Here is a 17,982-nt window from a genome sequence, read left to right on the forward strand (position 1 = left end):
ACATGCACGCGAGCACGCAGGATTTCCAAGTCTTCTACAAGGCCGTTGGGGTGGCGGGTGGAGCGCTCACGGCCGGCGGGGCCGGGGATGCCGTTGAGGTGACGGGCGGTGCCGTAGACCGCAACGGCTTCGATTTCGCGCAGCTCCTCTTCACGGGGACCACCAACTGCGCGGCGGGTCAGACGCTCAAGGCCACGGTGAAGGTGGCTGAGTCCGAGGACGGGGTGACGTTCGGCCCGGACGAGACGCTGGCTAATGCCGTGACGGTGGTGGCTGGTGCCACCGCCCCTCAGAGTTTCTGCCTTCGGGTGGACTTGCGCGTCGCCAATCGCAAGCGCTTCGTGCGGCTGAAAGTGACGCCTGACTTGTCGGCGGCGGGCACAGACACGGCGCAGTGGGGCGCGGCACTCGTCCTCGGCGGCGCGGACGAATTCCCGGTGCGGTGAGCCATGCCTTCCGTTGCGGACCTCTGCCTCGCCTCCACGGTAGCCGATGACCTCGGTGTCCAGGTGTCGCCACGCATGGAAGCGCTTGTGACGGCGGCGAGCCGAGCCGTGGCGGGCTACTGCGGCCGGGTATTCGAGCGAGGCGCGGGCCTCGTGGAGTACCCGGCCGGCTACGGACGCCCGTTGCTGCTGCTGGAGCGCCCTCCCGTCCTGGCGGTGTCCGGAGTCTGGGAGGACGGACACCTGGTTCCCGCCGAGGACTATGAGATTGCCGGAGGCTTGGCCGAGTCCGGCATGTTGCGGCGGCGGCGCGGCCTGTGGCGGGCGACGGTGCGCACGGGCGGCGGAGTGTCCGGGATGCTTGGCGACTTCGAGGGGGACGCGGACGGACTCCGAGTCGTCTATGACGGGGGCTATGTCACGCCGGGACAGCAGGCGCTCGATGGTGCCCCGGCGGTGACTCTTCCGGAGGACGTTCAGGAGGCCGCCGTCCTCACGGCCGTTCAGCTCTACCGCTCGCGTGGCGTGGACGCGATGGTCGCGAGCGAGTCCATCGGGGACTGGAGCGTTAGCTACTTTGCTGCGAAGGCCGAGGGGAAGAGTCCGATTCTTGGAGCAGCCAAGGCGCTCCTGGCTCCCTATGTCCTGTATCGGGTGAGCTGATGGCGTCGCCTTCGGACAGGTTCCGGCAGGTCATCTCCTACGCGCTGGTGTTGGGACGGGACGCGCATGGCAAGCCCACTCTGGGGCCTGTGTCCCCTGCTCGGGCACGTGTCCAGCCGAGCCGGAGACTCATTCGTGATGCGGCAGGCAACGAGCATCTTGCCTCTCACGTCATCTACACGGAGGCGCCGCTGACGCTGCAACACCGCCTCTGGTTGCAAGGAGAGGACGTGTCCGACTTCAACCGGGCTCGGCGGCCCGTGGCGGTGGATGAGCTGGTGGACGGAGCGGGCGTGGTGCGCTTCCGGAAGATGTGGCTGTGAGCCGGGATATTGCGGCCGAACTGGCAGCGGTGCTGGAGGCTGCGGGGCTCGGTTTGGCGCGTCCGCCCGCTCCAGGCGCCAACCTCTTCACCTCGCCCATGCCCGAGGTGGATGGCGGCGTGCCGGATAGGGCCGTGGCGTTGGTGGTGACGGGCGGAGCTGGACCTCTGCCGTACCTCGGAGTGGGACGGGCCGCATACTTGTCCCCTGGGTGCCAGGTGCGCATCCGCTCGGCGCGCGAGGACTTCCAAGGTGGGCAAGCTCTCGCGCTCGCGGTATTCGCGGTGCTCAACCAGACGCCGGATGTGCTGGGCGTCTCCGTTCGCGCCGAGGAGAGCGCCCCGGTTTACCTGGGAACGGATGGCGCAGATCGGCACCGCTGGGTGCTGAATGTCATGCTCAAATGTCTCGCTTCATCGAAGGGGTCTATTGTTTGCGTGTGAGATGATTGCGACGAGGTCGTTCTTGAGTTCTAGTGCGGAAGTGTGTCTTTTTGATGCCGCGCCAAGCGCCCTCCTGAGGACTGGATCTAGTGGTGAGAGTTCAGGCGCGATTTTTTCGAGAGGTTCATAGTCGGCAGGATCAGGTCTATGCCCCGCGATTAGTTCGTATGTGATCACGGCGCATGAATATATGTCGTGGAGAGAGGTTCTGGTTTTGGGGTTTGCAATGACCTCCGATGGGATGTAGCCAAGAGACCCTACGGCTTGGGTTGTGAGGGAGGTTTTATCGAGATTGTCGACAATGTATGCTGACCCGAAGTCTACGACGATGGGTTGCTTGTCTGATTTGCGAACGAGGATGTTGCTTGGCTTGAGATCTCGATGGAGAACGTCGTTCTGATGGGCGTGGTGCATTGCATCGAGGACTTCGGTCATGAGAGAGACGCGTTGCCAGAAGGGTTCGGCGCTGGCTGCGTCTCTGATGTTCTCTCCGTGAATCATTGGCATTACGAGAAACGGTCGACCGTCTGTGTCGAAGCCGGCATCGAAGTAGGGAACTATTCCGCGATGCTGGAGTTTCTGGATGGCTTCGACTTCTCTTCGGAATCTGGGTCTGGCTTTTTCGATGTCTTCGTTGAGGGGGCTTGGGTCGAGAAGCTTGAGGGCAAATTCAAATATGCCGCCGCTGGTCTGTCGTGTCGCTCTGTAGACCGAGCCAAACGCTCCTTGTCCGATAAGGTTGCCTCGGATGTAGAGGTGCTGAGGCTGTGCTTGAAGGCTGTTGAGGGAGGAGGTGGCGGTGTTGTTTGTAGCTATGTGGCTCTTTGTGAAATAGTTTCCTGCCGTTTGGGCTTCGGTGATTTTGACGAGATTGGGAGGGCGCACTGCAAAGGGTATGCCGTGGCTATTGATGAGGGAATTGATGTACTCTGCTGAAGGCGTTTCCAGCCCTTTCACCTGGATTTCTTCTAGTGCAGACCAGTAGGCGGAGATGAAGTTTGCGGCGTTGGATTTCTTTTCCTCCATCGCGCCCCGGAGATCGGAGACTGCCCAGTCTAAGTTGGAACTGCCAGAACGATTTCCGAAGTGCGATTTGAATATCTCGACTATTTCTTGCTGGTCGCTGTGTTGATCTGAGAGGTCAACTGCTAGTGCGTGGAGTTCGTTGATCAGGGCGACTGGAACGGCTGGGATGATCTTGGTGGCGTCGAACCGCCAGCTTGAAGGGAACTTAAGGGGCATGGCTTGTTTGCTGTGTGTGGGTGGTCGTGTTTTGGGCTGTTTCGTTTCGTTCAGACTGAAACTGAAGGGGCAACATAGGCGGATGGATGGCCTCTTGGGCCAGTTCTAGAAAGCGTCCCCATAAAGAAGTAGTGGGATGCCTGTTCGAATCAAAGTCGATGCTGTGACGCTGGAGCGCCTGCGCCGCTCTCCCTCTGAGGTGCTGCGCGTGCTGGATGTGCCATGCAGGGACATCGTGCGGCTTGCCCTCGATTACTCCCTGTTCTTGGTGCCGGTGGGCAAGGACGGGGCTGACGGCCACCTGCGAGACACGGGCTTCCTGGATGGCCCTCGCCACAACCTCGGGCCGCCCCTCTCCACCACCTGGACTGCGGGCTACTCGCACCAGTCCGCTGGCCCAATCCACGAGGGCTGGCATTGGGGCGCACAGATTTTCAACCCGCCCTCTCACTTCCTCCGCAAGTCCTTCCGCCGCGCCCGGGGGCGAGCGCGCCGTCGTGTCGCCGCCGTCCTCCAGGATTTCCTCGCTCGACGTTTCCCTGCCCGCTGAGAGGTTCCCCATGGCCCACCCCCGAGAAGCCTTCTTCGACAAACTCTACATCGGTGCCACAGAGACCGCACCCACCGAGGTGGACGCGTTGGATGGTGTCACAGAGGCCCCCGTCAACCGCGCCAAGGACACCGTTGACGCCAACTACTTCGGAGGCGATGGGTACAAGCGCAGCAAGGGCACCCTCAAGTCCTTCACCATCCCCCTCTCGGGCCACGTCTTCCAGGGCAGCGCGCCCCAGAAGGTCCTCCGCGATGCCTTCGAGTCCGACGCGATGGTGTTCTTCACCATCATCGAAGACGAGACGGCGCCCGTGGGCAGCCAGGGCTACCGCTACCCGGTGACGGTGACGTCCTACGAGGAGGGGCGCAGCTCCACGGACGTCGTCACCTTCTCCGCCACCCTCACCGGCCAGGGCGCGCCCGTCGCGGTGTAGCCGGCCTTCGCTTCCACACCTCCGAGGAGACACCCATGTCCGCACCCGTCATGCACCGAAAGCCCCTGGGGACCCGCCGCACCCTCCACAGGCGCGTCACCTTGGACGGCGCCGACTTCGACATCTGCCGCCCCACGCTGGGCGAGAAGCTGGACGTGCTGTCCGCGTCCCGCGCCGCTGGGGAGATGGGCGAAAACCGCCAGCCCGTGGATGAGGCGGCCGGGATGATGATGATGGCGCGCATCGCTGCCTGCTGTCTGTACTTCCCGGGCACCGCTACGCGCGTCTTCACCGAGGCCGACGTGCCGGAGGTGAAGAACGAGCCCTGGCTGGAGGAAGTCCAGGGCGAGCTGGCCTCGGCCTTCGCGAGCCCGACGCTGGAGAGCGCGAAGGGAAACTCCGAGACCACCCCGAGCTGAGGGCCCTTCACGGGGTGGTGAAGCTGACGGGCCAGTCTCCAGACGAGGTGCGCGGCTGGGCCTGGGAGGACGTCGTCCACCTCCTAGCCTACTGCGACATGGAGGCGGATGATCTGCGCGTGGCGCCCTCCAAGGCTGGGCCGCGCGGCGAGCCGAAGACAGCGACGACGGTGTTCCGGAAACGTCCGAAGAGGTGAAGCGTGTCAGGCGGCGGGCTGAAAGTCGGAGACCTCTACGTCGCGGTGACTGCCGCCATTGGCGAGGCCATGGCCAACCTCGCCAAGCTGGTGAAGGGCGTGGAGAAGGCCGCCAAGGAGGTGAAGGAGAAGGCGGGGGCCCTGGGGGAGATTGGCGCGGTGGTGGCGGCGGGACTCGCGGGTGCGGTGGCCGCGGCGTCCCAGTCCAACGCGGCCATGTCCCAGGAGGTGGAGCGGATTACCTCGCTGCTCTACACGCTGGCCGCCGACATTGGCGACGCGCTGATGCCGGTGGTGAAGCGCGTGGCGGATGGGCTGGAGGGCATGGTGGCCAGCTTCCAGTCCCTCTCGCCCTCGGTGCAGGCGAGCGCCCTGGACATGGCCCTCTGGGTGTCGGGCGCGGGGCTCGCGTTGATGGCGGCGGGGAAGGTGGCGGGTGGTGTCGAGGCCGTGGCGGCCGGGACGGGGTTGCTCCTGTCGGCCTTCAACGCGCTGAACAAGTCCACGGCCCTGGCCTCGCTCGCGGGCAGCATGGACAACGTGACGCATGCCATGGGCGGGCTGGTGGTGAGCGTGCCCTCGGTGAAAGGCAGCCTTGCGCGGCTGGCCCTGTCCTTCGGGACGTTGCTGGCGCCACTGGCCGCAGTGGCTGCTGCCGTGGCGGGCGTGGTGCTGCTGGCGGGCGCCGTTTACGCGGCCTGGGAGGACTCGAGCACGGGCCTTGCTGCCTTCTTCCAAGGCCTCGGGGAGCGGCTGGGGCACCTGGCCTCCCGCATCGCGGATGCCTTCTCCCGGGCGTTCGCGGTCCTCGGGGACTTCCTCCAGCGTGCCGCCGCCAACATGCTGGAGCGCGTGGCCATTCTGGTGCGCGGTGTCTCGCGCCTCCTGGAGCCCGTGGCGAGAGCGGCGGGCTTCTCCCAACTGGCGGACACCTTCGCGGCGGTGTCCACCCTCACCGGCCAGCAGCTCCTCGACACGTTGGGCCAGGGCGCCCAACTCCTCTGGACGGGCGCGAGGGAGACGGCCGAGGCCGTGGGCGCGGCGGTAGCGGGCGCGGGACGGACGCTCGCGGAGGGCGCCGCCTTCGGGTTGAGCTCCAGCGCGGCGGGTGCCCAGCGGCTCGGTGCCGACATCGCCCGCGCTCTCAAGCTGGAGCACCTGACGGGGGCGATTGACGCACTCGTCGCGCAGCTTTCGGGCGGCGCTGCTGGCGGCAAGGCCCGCATCCGCCACCCCACGGACTCGGCGGCGCTGGAGGCTTCCGCGAAGGAGGCCGCTGCACGGGCGCGCGAGTTGGCGACGCTTCAGGAGAAGGCCGCCGAGGAGTCGCACCGCGAGTTCGTTGCGAGCATCCGCGCCGAGGAGGCCGCCGGGGCCGCTGCTTTCCGGGAGATTCGTCGCGAGTCTGAGTCACTGGCCGCCGCCGCCGAGGCCACCCTGGAGAGTGCCCGTGCCGCGATGGAGAGCGCCCGAGAGGCCCTGGTGAATCGGCTCATCGGCGGACTGGGCCAGTTGGGCAACCTCATCAACGCGGGCATTCAAGGGCTCCAGGCTGGCGGGGCATACGGGGCGATTGCCGCCGTGGCGGCGGAGCTGCTCATGCAGTCCGAGGGCTTCAAGGGCGTCGTCGAAGCCACCAACGGCGTCATCCAACGCGTGGCGGATGGCCTGGGGACACTGCTGGAGCCGCTCCAGCCGCTCCTGGGCGCCATCTCCCTCGTCATTGACGGCTTCTTCTCCGCGCTGACGCCCGTCTTCGAGATGCTGGGCAATGCCATCAAACCCCTCGCGCCGCCGCTCGCCATGGTGGGCCAACTACTGGAGGGCCTGGCGCCCCTCTTTGAGCAGATGGGCAAGGTCCTCATCCTCATTCATGACCCGCTGAGCCAGTTGGTGGGGCCCGTGATGAAGGCGCTCTTTCAAGTCCTGAAGTTCGTGGCGAGCGTCATCCTCGCCGTGGCGCGGGCGATTGGCTGGGTGTGGAACCTCATCGTCAGCGCGGTGCAGAAGGTCATCAGCGCCCTTGGCAGCGTCATCTCCTGGACGGGCTTTGACGGACTGGCCCGTTTCGCGCGCAGCCTCGACAGGTTGAAGGTGGACACGGATGCCATGCGTGACTCCTTCGACGAACTGCAAGACATGACGTGGGATTCGGCCATGGCGCGGGCCGAGGAGACGGCACGGGTGCGCGAGCACACGCAGGCGGTGTCGCGCGCCACCGAGGCGCTGACGAATGTCCCCTCTGCTTGGAAGCGCGCGCTTCGCACCTTCGAGGCGGAGAACCCGCAGGAGGGTCCCACCCGTCCGCCGACGCCAACCTCTCCACCCTCGGAGCCGCTACCCGAGGATGGCTTCGACGACGACGAGCACCCTTCGTCGCCCATCCAGGGCCCACCGGGTGTCCAGCTCCCTCCCGGGGTGAAGGAGTTCTACGAGCGCTTCCGCCAGTGGGTGGGCATGGACAAGGGGACATCGGGACTGTCCGCGCCCGTCACATACAACATCGTCGGCTACGACATTGACGCGGCCATGGAACAGACGCGCCGGGACGAGGAACTGCGCCAGCAGCGCGCGGGCGTGCGCACCAGCGGCAGCCGTATCCGTCTGGCCTCGCGCTACTCCGCCGTCTGAGGACTCCCTCCATGCCCGCGCTCGCGCTCTCCGGAATCCCCCTGCCGGTGCTCACGGAAAGGGGGCTGACGTACACGCCCACGCTGTTGGGGGAGCACCGCCGCGCCTTCTCCGGGTGGCTTCGCTCCAGCGAGCGGCGCGAAGTCCTCGCCTACGGGGGGAACACCGGCCCGCTCTCCCAAGAGGATGCCCGCGCGTACCGCGGCCTCATCCGGGGCGAGGGGCACGTGTGGAGCTTCGACACGACGTTGCGCAGCAGTGCGTTCCTTCCTCCGAGTGCCACCACGGGCACCGTGACGGCGGGTGTCGCGGGCGGCCGGTATGCCGCGTGCCTGCGCATGGAGGTCGGCTCCAGCCTCACGTTGCCCACGGCGCTGGCGGCGAAGTGGACGGTGGCCTACTGGTGGAAGCTGGAGGGGAGTGCCACCTGGACGCACTACCTCCACCGCGCCGGGCACTTCATCTCGGACAACGGGCGCGAGGACAGGGTGACGCCCAACAGTGGCGCGCTCGTCGTGGACAGCGCGGGGGCGCTACCTGGCGGGGACGTGGCGCTGCGCAATACCGGGGGCTTCGGTGGCGGCATCGGCAACCCGGGCAACGTGGCCCTCCTGGTGGATGACCTCGTGGTCCTGCCGTGGGTGGCGCCGTCCTCGTGGGTGGTGCCTTGGTACAGCGCGGGTCAGCCCTTCGGCGCACCGTACCCGTACCACCTCGCCACGGGCTCTGCCCTCTATGAGCCGCGCGTGGTGCTGGGCAGGACGGGCCAGGGGCGCGCCGTGGAGTGGTGGCAGGGCGGCGCTCGAGTTCTGGGCCAGGAGTTCGACTTCGAGTTGCAGGAGCGCTGAGCATGCGTCCGCTGTCCGCCTTCCAGGCTGCCCTCCTCACCAGCCCCTCGGGGTACTCGACGCATCCGCGCGTCTGGGTGCGCGATGGGCTTGGCACGTGGCTCAACCTCAACGTCCTCTTCGGCGCGGACTGGGTGCTGGGCGTGCGCATCAACGAGAAGCTGGACGCCCCCGTGGCCGAGGCGGAGGTGTCCCTGGCGCGCAACGGCCCGGGTGGAGGGCGTCTGTCCCTGTCTCCCTTGGTGGTGGAGTCGCTCGCGAACACGCTGCGCGGGAGCTTCTCGCCGCTGCTGGCCGAGGCGGCCTACTTCCGCGTCGAGCTGGGGCTGGCCGCGCCGGGCCAGGTGCCCAGGGAGGAGGACTTCTTCGAGGTCTTCCGTGGCCGCATTGACGAGGTGGACGCGGGGCCCGAGGAGCTGAAGGTGGTGGGGCGTGACTTGGGCGGATTGCTCCAGGACACGCTGATTGAAGTGGAGCGCGAATACGGGGACGACACGGTGGGCGTTCCCGTCCAGTCCATCATCCAGTCCCTTTGCAATGACAACGGCATGGCCAGCTTCGGGCTCTACGTGCCGGTGGACCCGCTCTCCCAACGCGGAAAGTACAGGCAGAAGGTGGAGCCGATTCTGGATGCCGTGCGGACACTCGCGCAGCGCATCGGTTGGGACTGCCGCATGAAGTGGCGGGCGAGCGCCGGAAGCTACGCGCTGACGCTCTACGCGCCGGACCGGCTCCAGACGGTGGAGGAGTGGGCCTATGGCCCCGACGAGTACCAGGACTTGGACTCCGTCACGCGCCAGCTCGTGGACATCCGCACGGACGTCGAGGTCGTCTACAGCGACAGGAACGACTTGGACGACTCGGGAGTCCCCAAGCGAAAGCGAGTGACGGCGAGCAACCCCACGGCGCGGGCCCAGGTGGGGCGACGGTGGATGCAGGTGGCCGAGGAGGACACGAGCAACATCAACACCCAGGCCGAGGCACAGCGCCTCGCGGACGCGGCGGTGGCGGACCTCTCCGTGTCGCCCCTCACGGTGAGCCTGACGGTGGACCCGCACCCTGGCATGGAGTTGGGAGATGTGGTGCGGCTGGAGCCGGACGGAGTCCGCCTGGACACGGCGCACTGGCTCGCGGTGCAGGAGCTTGAGCACGAATGCGCGACGGACGGCACCGCGCGCATGAAGCTGGTGTTGCGTGGCCAACCCTCGACGTCGGTGCGCGAGTGGCTGGAGCGCGACGCACGGCCCGGCATCGCTCCGAGCGCGCCCTTCACTGGCCCGGCGGCGCCCCAGCAGTTGAAGACAACGCCCACCGTCAACGGCTTCACGGTGGCGTGGACGCCCGCGCCCTCCGGCCCGAAGTGGGACGAATACGAGCTGCACGTCTCACGGGAGGCGGGCTTCACCCCTTCCTCGGCCACCTTCCGGACTCGCGGGAAGGCGACGTCCTTCCACGTGCCTGACTTGCTGCCCGGCGTGACGTACTTCTGCCGGGTGATGGGGCGCGACGCGAAGGGCAACGTGGGGGCTCCCTCCGAGGCGGTGGCCGTCACCACGGCATACGTGACGCCCGCGACGCTACTTCCGGGCGTGGCCTTCGGAGACTCGCCACCCAACCCGGACTTCGAGGCGTGGAGCACGCAGTCCTCGCCGCCCGACGCCTGGACGATGGGGCAGGGGCTCTGGGGTGGGCATGCCCAGGTGACGGAGGACGCCTTCACCGGTAGACGTGCGGTGCGGTTGCTGGCCAACGGCACGCGTCTCGACTCCCAGGCGATGATTGCTCGGCCCGGGGACAGGTACTCGGTGGATGCGCTCGCGTCGGCGTCGGCGTCGGGCCCCGTGCTGACGGTGCAGCTCTGCTGGTACGACGGGGCCTTCAACCTCCTTTCCACCTCGGACACCAGTCGTGCGTTGCCCTCGGGTGGGTGGCAGCGCCTCACAGGCTTCCACGCCGCTCCGGTTGGGACGCGCTACGTGCAGGTGCGACTCCTGGCGTGGCTCGGACTGGACGGCAATTGGGCCTACGTCGATTCCGTGCGGCTGGAGCGCGTGGGTGGCCTTGTGGAGCCATGGGCGACCATTCGCACGGACCAGCTCAACGACTTGGAGAATGGCTGGACACCGTGGGACGTGAGCGCGTGGCCCCTGGGCTACTACAAGAACAGCGACAACGAGGTGTCCATGCGCGGCCTCGTGCGCCCGGGGACGGTGGGCTACGTCACGGTGTACCGCATGCCTGCGGGCTACCGTCCCAGCAGTCCGCGAGTCCTCCCGCTGCCGACAAGCCACGGAATGGGCATGGGCCAGCTCAACCCGGATGGCACGTTGCAGGTGTACGCGGTGCCGCAGGGAACTGCCTGGGTGAGCCTGGATGGGGTGCGCTACCGCACCGAGCAGTAGCAGCGTGGGCCACGGCCGGAAAGTGTCCCCATTGAAGAGGGAGAGCGGGTGCGGTGCGGCATGTCGCCGCATGCCCGCGCGCGAAAGGCTCTCCCATGCTTCGTCCATCCCTCGTACTGACTGCATTCCTCCTCGCGGCTCCGGCTCTGGCCGCCGCGTCGCCCGGTGTTCCGGACCCGAGCCGCATCGAGGAGTTCGCGCGCCTCGTCTTCGATGCGGTGACGTCGCGCAACTGGGCCCTCGCCGCGTCCCTCGCGGTGGTGGCGGTGGTGTACGCGCTGCGCCGCTTCGGCGGCTCTCTCTTCCCGTGGCTCAAGTCCGCTCGTGCGGGGGCGGTGCTCGCCGTGCTAGTGGCTGTGGCGGGCGCGGTGTCCAACGCGCTGGTGGCGGGTGAGTCCTTCACCTGGGGTCTGCTGCTGAAGGCCCTGGGCATTGGCCTGGGCGCGGCGGGTGGTTTCTCCGTGCTGAAGGCCCTTCTCTTCGGTGACGAGGTGACGCGGAAGGCCGAGGTGGCGGGAGACCTGGCTGTCGGGGAGATTGCTGGGAAGGCGGCGGCGGTGGCCGTCCTGGAGCAGCTCCAGAAGGGCCGCAAGCCGTGAGGCTCTCCGTCCTGGTGCTAGCCCTGGTGCTGGCTGGGCCCGTGCGCGCCGAGGGCGTGGTGCTGGGCGTGGCCCGTGCCACCGTGACGCTTCAGGACGGGCGCACGGTGGAGGTCTCCGAGGGCTGCTGGTTGTCCACCCAGCGGTGCGTGGACACGGCCCGGGAGGTGCGGCGCCTCCAGGCGGAGAACGACGCGCTACGCCAGCACGCGGGCGACGTGCCACTGGTGAAGGTGCTGGTCGCCCTGGCCCTCGGGGTGGGGCTGGGCTTCACGGTGGCGCAGCTCGCGCGTTGAGGAGGGAGGGACTCGTAAAGTTCGCGGAATGTGGACTTTATTAGTCCTGTTCGTTGAGAATCCTCGGAAGTCCCGTAGTGCCTTCCGAGGAGCGCATGCCTTCTACGACTGACAGCGGCAGACACCCCGCGCAGCACCACGTCCCCCCTCCACCTGCGACTCCGGACACGCCCCAGCCTCTATTCACTGTGGGCGGTGTCCGCTACGAGGCGGTGCGAGAGCTGGTGCGGATGCCAACGGGCGAGGCGCTACTCCAGGCGCACCGCTATGCGCTGGAAGAGGAGGTGCCGGGCCGGTGCCTCGTACGGCGTCTTCCCAGCCCGTCGACATACGAAGGGCGCAAGCGGCTTTCAGATGAAATCCAGCTCGCCTTCCGGCTCACCCATCCCGGCATTGCCCAGGTCTTCCACCTGAAGATTCACCGGAACACCCCGCATGTCGTCATGGAGTACGTGGACGGGCCCTCGCTGGACACGCTGGTGAGCGCGGGCGTGGCCCGGGGCAAGCCCGTCTCCGAGGCGTTGGCTCTCTACATCGGCGCGGAGGTTGCCGATGCTCTGCACTACGCCCACACGTTGCGCGGAGAGGACGGCAGACCGCTGGGCATCATCCATCGGGACGTCAACCCTCGGCACATCTACCTGGGGACGCACGGAGGGGTGAAGCTGGCGAACTTCGGCGCCGCATACTCCCTCATGGTGGGGCGGCTGGAGTCCCCCGCCAATCTCGTCCGGGGAGATGTCGCCTATGCCTCCCCCGAGTACCTGGAGCGCCAGCCGTTGTCCCCGGCCTCGGACATCTTCAGCCTGGGCGTGGTGCTCGTGGAGTTGCTGACGGGCACGCACCTCTTCGACGTGGAGGACGTGCCTTCGCCGCCCAGGGGGTTGAGTCCTCTGCAGGCCGAGCAGTTCCCCTCGCTGCCGCTGACGCAGATGCGCGTGCTGCTCTCCAGCTTCAGTCCGGCGGATGTCGAGTCGGCGGTGGCAGGGCTCTCGCCCGACGTGAAAGCCATCCTCCATACAGCCCTGCGCGTTGCCCCTGGTGAGCGATTTTCCACGGCGGCGGACTTGGGGGCGGTGCTGCGCGCGGCACTGACGAAGCGGCATCCGTCCTACGGGCGCCAGGATGCCCAGGAGGAAGTCGCACGCGTCATCTCGGAGGGGAGTTGCCTTCGTGACGTGGTCGAGTTCGGGGAGGCCGGCCTCTACCCGGAGGGCCTCGACGCGCACGAGCTCGAGGCGCTCGCGGACGAGGACTAGCGCGTCAGGACGGCGGCGACGTGGAGGAGCGCGTCCAGCTTCTCCCCGTCGAGCTTCCGCGCGAGGGTGAGCAGCCGGCGCAGCTCGGGCGTTTCGGCCTCCAGAAGAGGGGGGCGAGGTGCCTTCTTCCCTGGGGCCTGGGGCGCTGTGCCCAGCAGGATTTCTGGGGAGAGGCCCAACGTCTGGCTGAGACGGTGGAGCACTGTGACGCTGGGCAGCACCTTTCCTCGCTCCAGACGGCGATAGGCGGGCTCCACGAGACCCACTCGCTCGGCCACCTCGGCCCGCGTCATTCCCAGCTTCTCCCTCGCTTCGCGAGCGGCGGTGCCGATGGTGATTGCCAGCTCTTCATTCATGGGACTTCCCGCGGGAGAGGAGGGTGAGCATTGCTCGCGCCCGAGTCTCGTCCAACTGCCGCACCCGGAAGAAGAGGCGACGACGGGCCGGCGTTTCCGTGGAGGGAGGCGTGGCCCGCGTGAAGCCCAGCAACTCGTCGGGCGACACGTCCAGCGCCTCGCAGAGTCGGTGCAGGGTGGTCAGGCTGGGCAGCATCTTCCCGCGCTCCAGTCGACTGTAGACCTCGCTGGCAAGTCCCATCTGCTGGGCGACCTCGGCCTGCGTGAGCCCGAGCTGGCTTCGAGCTGCGCGGGCAGTGGGGCCGACAATGGAGGAAAGGTGCTGGCGAAGTTCGGAGGCGGACGTGGCCTTTCGCATGCCTCCTTCGTAGCGGAATTGAATGTCAGACGTCTAGAGGCTGATGATAGATGTCAGAAGTCATTCGGCGTGTGCCTGCCGAAAAGAGGGACTCCCTGCTGGGTAGGCCATTTGCTAGGGTGCTCAATCAGTTGGGAGGGTGAGCGCATGAGCGAGGGCCGGATGGCCAGGAGACGGACGCTGTGAGGCTGAGAGAGCCTGCCCTCGCGGTGCTTTCTCCCGGTGTCCAGGTGATGGGCTACTCGGTGGAGCGGCGGCTGGGCAGCGGTGGGTTCGGTGCCGTGTACCTCGCGCGGTGTGAGGGCCAGGCTTACGCGCTCAAGCTGCTGGACCTGGCGCGCGTGGGTGGGCGGGTGGAGCGTGAGGTCTCCATCCTCTTGAAGCTGAGTCACCCCAACGTGGTGGGCATTCACGGCTTCGGGAAGTGGCCGATGGCGTCTCCGGAATTCGGCGTCATCGTCATGGAGTACGTGGAAGGGCGGCAGTTGGACGTCTGGGCGTCTGAGGAGAACCCTTCCGCGAGGCAGGTGGCGCGCGTCGTGCTGGACGTCGCGCGGGCGCTGGAGGCGTCCCACGCAGCCGGAGTGCTCCACCGTGACGTGAAGGAGTTCAACGTCATGGTGCGCGCTGCGGATGGCGCGGCCAAGCTGGTGGACTTCGGTGTCGGAGACTACGCAGGGGCGCCAGGGCTCACGGTGGACATCCTCCCGCCTGGGACGCCCGAGTACCGCTCCCCAGAGGCATGGAGCTACTTCCGGGAGAATGCCCGTGTGCCGGGTGCCATCTACACACCGGGGCCCTCTGACGACCTGTGGGCGATGGGCGTGGTCCTCTACCGGTTGCTTACGGCGCACCCACCTTTCGGTGGAGACCACTCCACGCTCGCAGACGTCATCATCTCGAACGAGGCGTTCCCTCCTCGGGCGGTGAATGACCGCGTCCCCTCGGCACTCAGTGACGTGTGCATGTCGCTACTGGCGAAGAGCCCGACGACCCGAATGCCGAGCGCGGGGGCTCTCCGTGAGGCGCTGGAGGAGATGCTCCAAGGGGCAGACACGACGTGGGACGTGCCACTGTGCGACGCCTACGGTGAGGACACCGCGACGACGGAAGGTGAGCGGGACAGTCACGACCGGTGGCTGAATGAACCGCTGCATCGGCCTCGACGTGGCATTCGGCCGAGGAAGGAACTGCCGACTTGGGAAGATGCGCGGGCTCCATCGCTGGGGGCGGAGCCCGCTACGGAGCAGGCTCCGAGGCCCGTGCCGACCTCCCGAGCATGGGTCCTCGCGGCAATGGCGCTGCTCGCGGTGCTCGTGGTGGTGTGGAGCTGGCGCACGTCGCCTGGGCCACCGCGTCAGGAAGTAGCGCGGCCTGGGAGTTCGTCCCAAGCTGTCCGCGCCGCAGCTCCCCCCTCTGTCACGGAGTCCACCCCTGCGGCCGTCGCTGCCCCTGCGATGCTCCCTGAGGCCACAACTGTGAAGATGGAGAAGACCGAGATTCCGGCGGCACCAAAGCCCCCCAGAAAGGGCGCGGGCGTCATGAGCAGGGCGATTGTTGCGGTGGCGGCATGCGCGGGGTTGGCGTGCCCTGGGGCGCAGGTACGTCCGCAACCTCCCCCAGAGCCGTGTCCGGATAGAGCAGTCGAGGTGATGGAGAAGTGGGGCGTCGAGGTGGGAGACCATTATCCAGTGACCTTTTTGGTCAGCAAGCCACAGGTCATCAAAGTGGCTGATGGTCCAACAGAGGTGAGGCTGCTCGGCGAGTGGAAGCGCATGCCCGACAACACGGTTCTCTATGGGCGACTCATCGTAAGTGACCGCGTTTATGGTCGATTCACGCATGCTCGTACTCGTGACGGAAAGAGATTCCCCGTGTGCCTGGAACTGCAATCCGAAGCTTTAGTGAAGGGCCTCGAGCGAGAGTCGGGTGATGAGGGGCCTACCTCGGCCCGTGTGTTTACGACCGGGGAAGTGCGAGCGGTAAGCGAGTTTGAGTAATTCGGCGCGGTGCTGCATGAGGGAGTCGCGGACGGATGCGAGTAACATCATCGGTCGTTCTCCTCTTGATCTCGCTCATGGCTGGCGGCGCTTCGGCTCAAGGTGCCATGTCGCCGGGGAATGGCGCTCGGCGCATTGAACTGGGGCCGGACGATTCGGGGGCGTTGACCGAGATTACAGTCAGTCCAGGCTTGTCCACCGTGATTCTCTTCGATTCAGAGCTGACTCAAGAGGGGGCCGACGTCGAGGGCAGAAGTATCTTCTCGAACGTCGACGTAGGCCGCACAACGATGCGGTTAGTTCCATCGGGGCGGGGTACGCCTGGGGAAAAGTTTAGAGTGTCGGTGAGGTTCCGAGATGGTGCCGCACCACCCAGTGCTTCGTTTCTGCTGACGATTCATCCTGCAAGGGCAGACAGTGTTGTTGAGGTGTACCGGAACGCAAGGACCGTAGAGTCGTACCAGCAGGAGGCTAGGGAGGCGCGAACCGAGACAGTGCGCTGCCAGGAGGATAACGCGCGCTTGGTGTCGGAACGTGGTGCCCCAGGGGGTCTAGCAGGACTGCTGGCTACTGGTGGTATCGACGCGAACGGTGTCACTGGTCGAATCGTGACCAAGACTATTTCGTCAGATCCGAGGAATGCCCTCCAGCCATTCAAGGCCCAAAGCTACCGCTCGACAGGGCGCGTAGCTCTGGAAGTCTTCCTGAGCGGCCTGAGGGGAGAGCGGCCGTGGCTCGTCAGCGGAGCTGCACTCCGTGGGACGTCTGGCGCTGAATTGAAGGTGGTTCGCGTGTGGCAAAAATCGCCCGTGACCTCGGGAGGTACTGGTCAGGTGGTGATTGAGGCGGAGGCAACTGCCGAGTCTGCACGGGGAGCATTTTCTCTCAAGCTGTGGGAGGCCGACGGTCCCCGGACGGTCACGATAGGCAACGTGACGTTCCCCTGAACGTGGCGGAGCGCTCGCAGGAAACCGTGGTTCTTGGTCCAAGGGGCAGGCGAGGAGGAGGTGGGCCTCCAGCCCCGCACGAGCGGATTCCTATTGCCCCCATATAGCCCCTCCACGGGGGAATCACGGGGTAGAGGACGGGACTGGTTGGGACAACCGCTGGCCGAAATCCCCAGTAAAATCGCGGGTCAAGGCGATCCTACCTCGGGAATGGGTTGCTCGGCGCAGCGGGTTCGAATCCCGCCCTGGGCAACCCGAAAGAGCCTCCAAGTCCTTGTGACTTGGAGGCTTTTTCATTTCTACGCCGTGGCCTCCTCCTCATGCTGCGGACGTTGAGCTGGGGGTGGACCAGGTCAGTGTCCCGTCAGGGCGCCCGATAAGCTCCTCGTGCCGTAGGTGTCGTGCCTTCTGAATCCTGGGAGGCGTCCATATCGGGGGGGCTCTATGCGCATCGTGTGGTCTGTCGCGTTGCTGCTGTTTGCAGGTGGATGCGCGACGCCTCGGGTCGTCCACGTCGACGTGGGTGGCAGGACGATGGTTCACGAGTCCGAAGAGGTCGCTCCAGTCGAGGTGAGCGAGGAGGAATTCAGGACAGCCCTTGCTCAGCTCATCCTCGAGTTGAGGATGGACGTCGCCTTCCGCGAAGCCGATGCGGCCGACCAGCGAGGGTGGGTACGGTCCAGGACGCTGCTCGCATCCTCGAAGGGGCTCACGGACTCGGGATCCGGGGCGTCCCTGGAGTCCCTATCATCGCGCATCTGCCCTGACGGTGATGGGTGCCTGACGCTGGTGGGCGGAACGGGGCTGACGTTCTCGCGCAAGGACAGGACACTGATGGCGCTGTCCTTCGCGCTCGATACCGTCTGGGAAAGTGTCGAAGCAGAGGCCGGGAAGGTGCTGAATCCCACGGTACTCAAGGCGATGGTGACCTCCGCCGCCCTGACGATGCTGCTCACAATGGCTCTGCCCGAGCCGGTCACCAAGGTCATTGCGGTCGCGCTGACAGCGGCGATGGTCGCCTACCTCGGTGTCGTTCCGGTCTGGGAGATTGGGCGGGGCTTCGTCCAGTTATGGGATGACGCCGAGATGGCGACGAGCATCATCGCGCTTCAGGACATCGGCCATCGCTTTGGGCGTGTACTGGGAACGAACGGCACGCGTGTCCTGGTTCTCGTTGTCATGGCAGGGCTCGGGGGGAAGAGTGCGATGGCGGCCCAAGGCCCCAGACTCCCAGGTTTTCCTCAGGCCGCGCTCAGAGCCCAGGCTGAGGCGGGGTTCCAGCTTCATGCGGCCATGACTGGCGGCGTGACTTCAATCGCGATGTCCGCTGCGGGAGTCCTGAACGTCGCCTTGGCGCCGGGAGCCGCGGCGGCCCCTGCGATGTATGGGGAGGGCCGGTTCCCTGGCGACGAGGTGGGGCCTGTGCATCACATCTGCACGCCTCAGTGGTCACCCAAAACCGGCCAATGAAGGTCCCCTGAAAAGCGGCCAAAGGAGAGGGCCGAGACGTTGACGCCCGGGTAGGACGTGGAGTCCGCCCGGAGAATGGGCAACGTCTTGAGCGACG

Annotated in this window: 17 protein-coding genes and 1 pseudogene; 15 read left to right on the plus strand and 3 right to left on the minus strand. The window is 66.5% G+C overall.

Features of this window, described 5'->3' with window-relative positions; translation table 11 throughout:
* The first annotated feature begins 2 nt into the window (after positions 1-2).
* From LXT21_RS19475 to LXT21_RS19490, 4 genes are all read left to right on the plus strand, one after another.
* Positions 3-446 carry a hypothetical protein gene (locus LXT21_RS19475; protein WP_254039634.1) on the plus strand — a complete coding sequence of 148 codons (444 nt, stop codon included), beginning with the start codon at positions 3-5 and terminating at the stop codon, positions 444-446.
* Positions 447-521: 75 nt separating this feature from the next.
* Complete coding sequence (locus tag LXT21_RS19480; RefSeq protein ID WP_254039635.1) at positions 522-1,109, plus strand: hypothetical protein; 588 nt, start codon at positions 522-524, stop codon at positions 1,107-1,109.
* Positions 1,109-1,432 carry a hypothetical protein gene (locus LXT21_RS19485; RefSeq protein ID WP_254039636.1) on the plus strand — a complete coding sequence of 108 codons (324 nt, stop codon included), beginning with the start codon at positions 1,109-1,111 and terminating at the stop codon, positions 1,430-1,432. Before LXT21_RS19480 ends, LXT21_RS19485 begins: the two co-directional genes overlap by 1 nt.
* On the plus strand, positions 1,429-1,875 hold the full coding sequence (locus LXT21_RS19490; RefSeq protein ID WP_254039637.1) for a minor capsid protein: 447 nt from the start codon (positions 1,429-1,431) through the stop codon (positions 1,873-1,875). Before LXT21_RS19485 ends, LXT21_RS19490 begins: the two co-directional genes overlap by 4 nt.
* Here LXT21_RS19490 and LXT21_RS19495 read toward each other — a convergent pair.
* On the minus strand, positions 1,846-3,117 hold the full coding sequence (locus tag LXT21_RS19495; RefSeq protein WP_254039638.1) for a serine/threonine protein kinase: 1,272 nt from the start codon (positions 3,115-3,117) through the stop codon (positions 1,846-1,848). The two genes, LXT21_RS19490 and LXT21_RS19495, sit on opposite strands and share 30 nt — an antisense overlap.
* Before the next feature lie 560 nt (positions 3,118-3,677).
* On the opposite strand from LXT21_RS19495, the gene LXT21_RS19500 reads away from it, so the two are divergent.
* From LXT21_RS19500 to LXT21_RS19535, 8 genes are all read left to right on the plus strand, one after another.
* Entirely contained in the window at positions 3,678-4,103 is a 426-nt protein-coding gene (locus LXT21_RS19500) for a phage tail tube protein (protein ID WP_254039639.1), read from the plus strand.
* A 35-nt stretch (positions 4,104-4,138) separates the two neighbouring features.
* Positions 4,139-4,522, plus strand: coding sequence for a phage tail protein (locus LXT21_RS19505; protein ID WP_254039640.1), 384 nt, complete (start codon positions 4,139-4,141; stop codon positions 4,520-4,522).
* Positions 4,523-4,722: 200 nt separating this feature from the next.
* Positions 4,723-7,350 (plus strand): hypothetical protein, encoded by a 2,628-nt coding sequence (locus tag LXT21_RS45195; RefSeq protein WP_267145412.1) that lies wholly within the window; start codon positions 4,723-4,725, stop codon positions 7,348-7,350.
* 11 nt (positions 7,351-7,361) lie between these two features.
* A complete protein-coding gene (locus LXT21_RS19515) occupies positions 7,362-8,198 on the plus strand; it encodes a hypothetical protein (protein WP_254039641.1) in 837 nt (278 codons plus the stop codon).
* 2 nt (positions 8,199-8,200) lie between these two features.
* Positions 8,201-10,600 carry a fibronectin type III domain-containing protein gene (locus LXT21_RS19520; protein ID WP_254039642.1) on the plus strand — a complete coding sequence of 800 codons (2,400 nt, stop codon included), beginning with the start codon at positions 8,201-8,203 and terminating at the stop codon, positions 10,598-10,600.
* Between the two features lie 95 nt (positions 10,601-10,695).
* Positions 10,696-11,199 carry a hypothetical protein gene (locus LXT21_RS19525; RefSeq protein ID WP_254039643.1) on the plus strand — a complete coding sequence of 168 codons (504 nt, stop codon included), beginning with the start codon at positions 10,696-10,698 and terminating at the stop codon, positions 11,197-11,199.
* Positions 11,196-11,495 carry a hypothetical protein gene (locus LXT21_RS19530; RefSeq protein WP_254039644.1) on the plus strand — a complete coding sequence of 100 codons (300 nt, stop codon included), beginning with the start codon at positions 11,196-11,198 and terminating at the stop codon, positions 11,493-11,495. The genes LXT21_RS19525 and LXT21_RS19530 overlap by 4 nt, the downstream gene beginning before the upstream one ends.
* Before the next feature lie 95 nt (positions 11,496-11,590).
* Positions 11,591-12,754: a serine/threonine-protein kinase gene (locus LXT21_RS19535; RefSeq protein ID WP_254039645.1), complete on the plus strand. Its 1,164-nt coding sequence runs from the start codon at positions 11,591-11,593 to the stop codon at positions 12,752-12,754.
* On the opposite strand, the gene LXT21_RS19540 is transcribed toward LXT21_RS19535, so the two are convergent.
* Positions 12,751-13,110 carry a helix-turn-helix domain-containing protein gene (locus tag LXT21_RS19540; RefSeq protein WP_254039646.1) on the minus strand — a complete coding sequence of 120 codons (360 nt, stop codon included), beginning with the start codon at positions 13,108-13,110 and terminating at the stop codon, positions 12,751-12,753. The genes LXT21_RS19535 and LXT21_RS19540 overlap by 4 nt on opposite strands.
* Positions 13,103-13,468 carry a helix-turn-helix domain-containing protein gene (locus LXT21_RS19545; RefSeq protein WP_254039647.1) on the minus strand — a complete coding sequence of 122 codons (366 nt, stop codon included), beginning with the start codon at positions 13,466-13,468 and terminating at the stop codon, positions 13,103-13,105. Before LXT21_RS19545 ends, LXT21_RS19540 begins: the two co-directional genes overlap by 8 nt.
* 182 nt (positions 13,469-13,650) lie before the next feature.
* Between LXT21_RS19545 and LXT21_RS19550 the strand changes: the two genes are divergently transcribed.
* The 3 genes and pseudogenes from LXT21_RS19550 to sitA5 all read left to right on the plus strand — a co-directional run.
* Complete coding sequence (locus tag LXT21_RS19550) at positions 13,651-15,468, plus strand: serine/threonine-protein kinase (protein WP_407667003.1); 1,818 nt, start codon at positions 13,651-13,653, stop codon at positions 15,466-15,468.
* A 77-nt stretch (positions 15,469-15,545) separates the two neighbouring features.
* The gene (locus tag LXT21_RS19555) at positions 15,546-16,415 is read left to right on the plus strand and encodes a DUF2381 family protein (RefSeq protein ID WP_254039673.1); all 870 of its coding nucleotides are present in this window, start codon (positions 15,546-15,548) and stop codon (positions 16,413-16,415) included.
* 444 nt (positions 16,416-16,859) lie between these two features.
* Positions 16,860-17,855, plus strand: a pseudogene (gene sitA5, locus LXT21_RS19560) (SitA5 family polymorphic toxin); the annotation flags it as partial.
* Between the last annotated feature and the right edge of the window lie 127 nt (positions 17,856-17,982).

Source organism: Myxococcus guangdongensis (assembly GCF_024198255.1).
GTDB lineage: Bacteria > Myxococcota > Myxococcia > Myxococcales > Myxococcaceae > Myxococcus > Myxococcus guangdongensis.

Coding starts and splice junctions, on each gene's coding strand:
- LXT21_RS19505 (WP_254039640.1), top strand. CDS start 4,139: ATGTCCGCACCCGTCATGCACCGAAAGCCCCTGGGGACCCGCCGCACC.
- LXT21_RS19480 (WP_254039635.1), top strand. CDS start 522: ATGGAAGCGCTTGTGACGGCGGCGAGCCGAGCCGTGGCGGGCTACTGC.
- LXT21_RS19515 (WP_254039641.1), top strand. CDS start 7,362: ATGCCCGCGCTCGCGCTCTCCGGAATCCCCCTGCCGGTGCTCACGGAA.
- LXT21_RS19500 (WP_254039639.1), top strand. CDS start 3,678: ATGGCCCACCCCCGAGAAGCCTTCTTCGACAAACTCTACATCGGTGCC.
- LXT21_RS19545 (WP_254039647.1), bottom strand. CDS start 13,468: ATGCGAAAGGCCACGTCCGCCTCCGAACTTCGCCAGCACCTTTCCTCC.
- LXT21_RS19535 (WP_254039645.1), top strand. CDS start 11,591: ATGCCTTCTACGACTGACAGCGGCAGACACCCCGCGCAGCACCACGTC.
- LXT21_RS19555 (WP_254039673.1), top strand. CDS start 15,546: ATGGCTGGCGGCGCTTCGGCTCAAGGTGCCATGTCGCCGGGGAATGGC.
- LXT21_RS19495 (WP_254039638.1), bottom strand. CDS start 3,117: ATGCCCCTTAAGTTCCCTTCAAGCTGGCGGTTCGACGCCACCAAGATC.
- LXT21_RS19475 (WP_254039634.1), top strand. CDS start 3: ATGCACGCGAGCACGCAGGATTTCCAAGTCTTCTACAAGGCCGTTGGG.
- LXT21_RS19525 (WP_254039643.1), top strand. CDS start 10,696: ATGCTTCGTCCATCCCTCGTACTGACTGCATTCCTCCTCGCGGCTCCG.
- LXT21_RS19540 (WP_254039646.1), bottom strand. CDS start 13,110: ATGAATGAAGAGCTGGCAATCACCATCGGCACCGCCGCTCGCGAAGCG.
- LXT21_RS19520 (WP_254039642.1), top strand. CDS start 8,201: ATGCGTCCGCTGTCCGCCTTCCAGGCTGCCCTCCTCACCAGCCCCTCG.
- LXT21_RS19485 (WP_254039636.1), top strand. CDS start 1,109: ATGGCGTCGCCTTCGGACAGGTTCCGGCAGGTCATCTCCTACGCGCTG.